General features: G+C 69.5%; 4 protein-coding genes and 1 pseudogene. 1 reads left to right on the forward strand and 4 read right to left on the reverse strand.

The window, feature by feature from the left end:
* Positions 1–88: 88 nt before the first annotated feature.
* Both AB0305_RS22705 and AB0305_RS22710 read right to left on the reverse strand, forming a co-directional pair.
* Positions 89–1,489 carry a PhoH family protein gene (locus tag AB0305_RS22705; RefSeq protein WP_364136833.1) on the reverse strand — a complete coding sequence of 467 codons (1,401 nt, stop codon included), beginning with the start codon at positions 1,487–1,489 and terminating at the stop codon, positions 89–91.
* 235 nt (positions 1,490–1,724) lie between these two features.
* Positions 1,725–2,486 carry an isoprenyl transferase gene (locus AB0305_RS22710; protein ID WP_364137301.1) on the reverse strand — a complete coding sequence of 254 codons (762 nt, stop codon included), beginning with the start codon at positions 2,484–2,486 and terminating at the stop codon, positions 1,725–1,727.
* Positions 2,487–2,764: 278 nt separating this feature from the next.
* Between AB0305_RS22710 and AB0305_RS22715 the strand changes: the two genes are divergently transcribed.
* Positions 2,765–3,406, forward strand: a complete 642-nt coding sequence (locus tag AB0305_RS22715) for a hemolysin III family protein (protein ID WP_364137299.1) — start codon at positions 2,765–2,767, stop codon at positions 3,404–3,406.
* A 167-nt stretch (positions 3,407–3,573) separates the two neighbouring features.
* Here AB0305_RS22715 and AB0305_RS22720 read toward each other — a convergent pair whose 3' ends face one another.
* Together AB0305_RS22720 and AB0305_RS22725 are read right to left on the reverse strand one after the other, a co-directional pair.
* A complete protein-coding gene (locus AB0305_RS22720) occupies positions 3,574–4,248 on the reverse strand; it encodes an HAD family hydrolase (RefSeq protein WP_364136831.1) in 675 nt (224 codons plus the stop codon).
* Positions 4,245–4,533, reverse strand: a pseudogene (locus tag AB0305_RS22725) (thioredoxin domain-containing protein); the annotation flags it as partial. The gene AB0305_RS22720 and the pseudogene AB0305_RS22725, both read right to left, overlap by 4 nt.

The raw sequence follows: 4,533 nt of genomic DNA on the forward strand, positions 1-4,533 counted from the left end.
GGGCCGTGGCCCGGCGAACCCGGCCACGCCGACAAACGAAGGGGCCGTGGCCCGGCGAACCGAGCCACGGCCCCTTCGACAGGTGCGCCTAGATCTCAGCCCCCTCGAGCAGGTCCGTTACGAGGGCGGCGATCGGCGAGCGCTCGGAGCGGGTGAGGGTGATGTGGCCGAAGAGCGGGTGGCCCTTGAGGGTTTCGACGACGGCGGCGACGCCGTCGTGCCGGCCGACGCGGAGGTTGTCGCGCTGGGCGACGTCGTGGGTGAGGACGATCTTGGAGTTCTGGCCGATCCGGCTCATGACCGTGAGCAGGACGTTCTTCTCAAGGGACTGTGCCTCGTCTACGATCACGAAGGCGTCGTGCAGGGAGCGGCCGCGGATGTGGGTCAGCGGCATGACCTCGAGCATGCCGCGGTCCATCACCTCTTCGACCACCTCCTGGCTGACCAGCGCGCCGAGGGTGTCGAAGATCGCCTGCGCCCACGGGTTCATTTTCTCCGCCTCTGAGCCGGGCAGGTAGCCCAGTTCCTGGCCGCCGACGGCGTAGAGCGGCCGGAACACGATCACCTTGCGGTGTTCCCGGCGCTCCAGGACGGCCTCGAGGCCGGCGCAGAGGGCGAGGGCGGACTTGCCGGTGCCGGCCCGGCCGCCGAGGGAGACGATCCCGACGGAGGGGTCCAGCAGCAGGTCGATCGCGAGCCGCTGCTCGGCGGAGCGGCCGTGCAGTCCGAAGACGTCCCGGTCACCCTTGACCAGCCGGACCTGCTTGTCCGAGCCCACCCGGCCCAGGGCCGAGCCGCGGCTGGAGAGCAGCACCAGGCCGGTGTTGACGGGCAGTTCGCCGGCGGCGGGGATGAAGACGGGTTCGTGGCCGTAGAGGGTGGCCACGTCCTCCTCGGCGGCGTCGATCTCGGCCAGGCCGGTCCAGCCGGAATCCTTGACGAGCTCGTTGCGGTATTCGTCGGCCAGCAGGCCCATGGCCGAGGCCTTGACGCGCATCGGCAGGTCCTTGGACACCACGGTGACGTCCCGGCCCTCGTTGGAGAGGTTCTTGGCGACGGCCAGTATCCGGCTGTCGTTGTCTCCGCCGCGGAAGCCGGCGGGGAGCACTTCGGCGGAGATGTGGTTCATCTCCACCATCAGGGTGCCGCCGTCGGCCCCCAGCGGAATGGGGCGGTCCAGGCCGCCGTGCTCAACCCGTAGGTCGTCCAGGAGGCGGAGTGCCTTGCGGGCGAAGTAGCCCAGTTCCGGGTCGTGCCGTTTGCTTTCCAGTTCCGTGATCACCACGATGGGCACGATCACCTCGTGTTCGGCGAAGCGCAGCAACGCTCGCGGGTCCGAGAGCAGGACGGAGGTGTCGATGACGTAGCTGCGGGTGGTATCCCCCTGCGGGGCGGCCGCACCGGCGGTGGATTTGGCTCGCGTGGTGCGAGAGGTAGCTTGCGTGCCCTCGGTGGAACTGACGGTGGGCAGTGCTTCGGAAATAGCCACATCGACTCCAGCCCCGGGCCCCCAGGCCCGGAAAGGTTAGTGGTGAGGCGGTTCGGCCCTGAGGCCGGACGCGGCCTCCCATACACCCGGTGCGGACGTCCGCTCCATGTACTGGCCTCCCCGATCAGCCGGCGGTTTGCCCGCTGATGGGATTAACGTACGTCCACCGCGCGTCGATTGCCGGATTATTTTTCGGCGATTCTTGCGGACATCAGGTGATGGGCGGGTGAACGCTTCAGGCCCCGAAGCGGCGCTGCCGGCCGGCGTAGTCGCGCAGGGCGCGCAGGAAGTCGACCTTGCGGAAGGCGGGCCAGAGGGCCTCGCAGAAGTAGAACTCGCTGTAGGCGCTCTGCCACATCAGGAACCCGGAGAGCCGCTGCTCGCCGGAGGTGCGGATGACCAGGTCAGGGTCGGGCTGGCCCCGGGTGTAGAGGAAGCGGGAGATGTCGTCAACAGTGAGCTCGTCGGCGAGCTTGCCGATGTCGGCGCCGCGCGCGACGGCGTCGTGCAGCAGTTCGCGGACGGCGTCAACGATCTCGCGCCGGCCGCCGTAGCCGACGGCGACGTTGACGTGAATCTTCTCGTGCGCCGGGGTGCGGGCGGTGAGTTTGTTCAGCCGCTCGGCCAGGTAGTCCGGGAGCAGTTCGGGGGCGCCCATGGCGTGGACCGAGACGTCCTCGTCCTCGTCCAGGCGGTCCAGGGTGTTGGCGATGATGCCCATCAGCAGCTCGAGCTCTTCGCCGGAGCGGTTCATGTTGTCCGTGGAGAGCATGTAGAGCGTGACCACCTTGACCCCGAGCTCCTGGCACCAGCCGAGGAATTCGTGGATCTTGTCCGCGCCGGCCTGGTGGCCCTGGCTGGTGGGGGCGTTGAACTGCCGGGCCCAGCGGCGATTTCCGTCGACCATCACGCCGATGTGCCGGGGGATCCGTTCCGGGTCCAGAGAGCGCTGCAGGCCGCGCTCGTAGAAGCCATAGAGGAATCCGGGCAGTTCCATCCGGGGATTCACCTGGCTTCCTTGGGTCTGACGGGAGTGCATTCCTAGGCTACCCGCCGCGCGGGCCGGGCCGCGCACCCGGGCCGGGCGATTTACCCCGGCCCACTTGCTACCCGTCGGTAACTTATCCGCGCGTCGAATATTATTGCCGTATGGAACGCAACTCAGCGGAACCCGGACCGAGCCTGTCTCCGCACGGCGACCGCGCCGCGGAGCCGGCACCCCCAGCAGGCGCCTCGCGGGGCAAGGGCGGCGCCGTCGACGAGGCGGCCGTCCGGATCGCCGAGCTGCTCATGATCAAGCCCAAGTGGCGCGGCTGGATCCACACCGTCACCGCCCCGCTGGCGTTCGCCGCCGGCCTGGTCCTGGTGCTGCTGGCCCCCACAACCGAACTGAAGATCGCCTCCGCCGTTTACGCCTTCACCGGGGTGCTGCTGTTCGGCGTGAGCGCGGTCTACCACCGCGGCAACTGGTCCCCGGGCGTGAAGATCGTGCTGAAGCGTCTCGACCACACCAACATCATGCTGGTCATCGCCGGCAGCTACACCCCTCTGGCATGGGCCCTCCTGGACCGGCCCAAGGCAGTGTTCCTGCTCTGGCTGATCTGGACCGGGGCGGTGCTGGGTGTGCTGTTCCGGCTGCTCTGGACGCACGCACCGCGCTGGCTCTACGTGCCGATCTACATCGCTTTGGGTTGCGCGGCCCTGTTCTACCTGCCCGACTTCTTCGCCGCCAGCATCCCCGCCGCCGTCCTGATCTGCGTGGGCGGTGCCCTCTACATCACCGGCGCGGTGTTCTACGCCTTGAAGAAGCCCAACTTCAGCTACAGCCACTTCGGCTTCCACGAGCTGTTCCACGCCTTCACGGTCTTCGCCTTCGCGGCGCACTACATCGCCATCGCGATGGCCGTCCTGGGCTGACCGGGTCTAGCCTGGCCCGCCCGCCGAATCTCCCCACGTGTGGAGCCCGACGGCGGGTTCGCGGCCCGGGCGCGCCGGTCACCGCCGTCGTACGTGGGGAATTTCCGCGCCGCAACCACGGGCCGCGGGACCGTGCCCGCGGCTAGCCCAAGATAGACAAACCCCTGTCAGGGGCGGCCGGCGGCGATCAGTTCCGGCAGCAGGCGCATGTCCTCGAACACGGTGGTTCCGGGCCCGGTCAGCCGCTCCGCGGGGGTCACTCCCCCGGCGTAGGCGAAGGCGTGCATGCCGGCGGCCCGGGCCGCCTGCACCCCGTAGGCGCTGTCCTCGACCACGGCGCAGCGGGCCGGGTCCACGCCGAGGGTCCTCGCCGCGTGGAGGAACAGGTCCGGGGCCGGCTTGCCGTTGCGGACCTCGGTGGCGCTGAAGATACGGCCGGCGAAGCGCGGCAGCAGCCCGGTTTGGCCCAGGGTACGCCGCATCTTCTCGTGGCTGCCGCTGGAGGCCACGCAGTGCGGCAGCTCCAGCCGGTCCAGGGCCTCCTCGATGCCGTCCACCGCGGTGAGGTCCCGTTCGAAGGCCTCGCGGTACCAGTGCTGGTAGACGCTGTCCCAGCCTTCGGCCAGTTCGATGCCGAGGTGGTTCTCGATGCTTGAGACGAAGTTGGCCTCGCTCTTGCCGACGAAGCGGGCGACGATTTCCTCCCGCTCCAGTTCCCAGCCGAGGTCCGCCAGGACCCGCTGGTCGACGTGGACGGAGATTACCTCGGAGTCCACCAGGACGCCGTCGCAGTCGAAGACGACGAGCTCGAAGGGACCTGGCTGAGCGGGGGTTGGGGTCATCCCGCCATGCTAGCCAGTTGCTCCCGCACCTGGGCGGCGGACACCGCCGGGGCGTGGCAGACCATGGCGCGGCAGAGGTACACCACCGGGTCCCCCGTGGTCTCGCGGCCGTGCAGCAGCGGGACCGGGCCCGGCGTGGTGCCAGGTCCCGGCTCGGCATCCTGGACGGCGATGACCAGGCCGGGGCTGGGCGAGCGGAGCAGTTCGCGGTGGAGCGCGGAGCGGGCGGCCGACGGCGGACCGGCGACCGCGGCTTCCACGGGACCGGCGACGGCGGCCTGGGCG

Source organism: Arthrobacter sp. NPDC080086, from assembly GCF_040702285.1.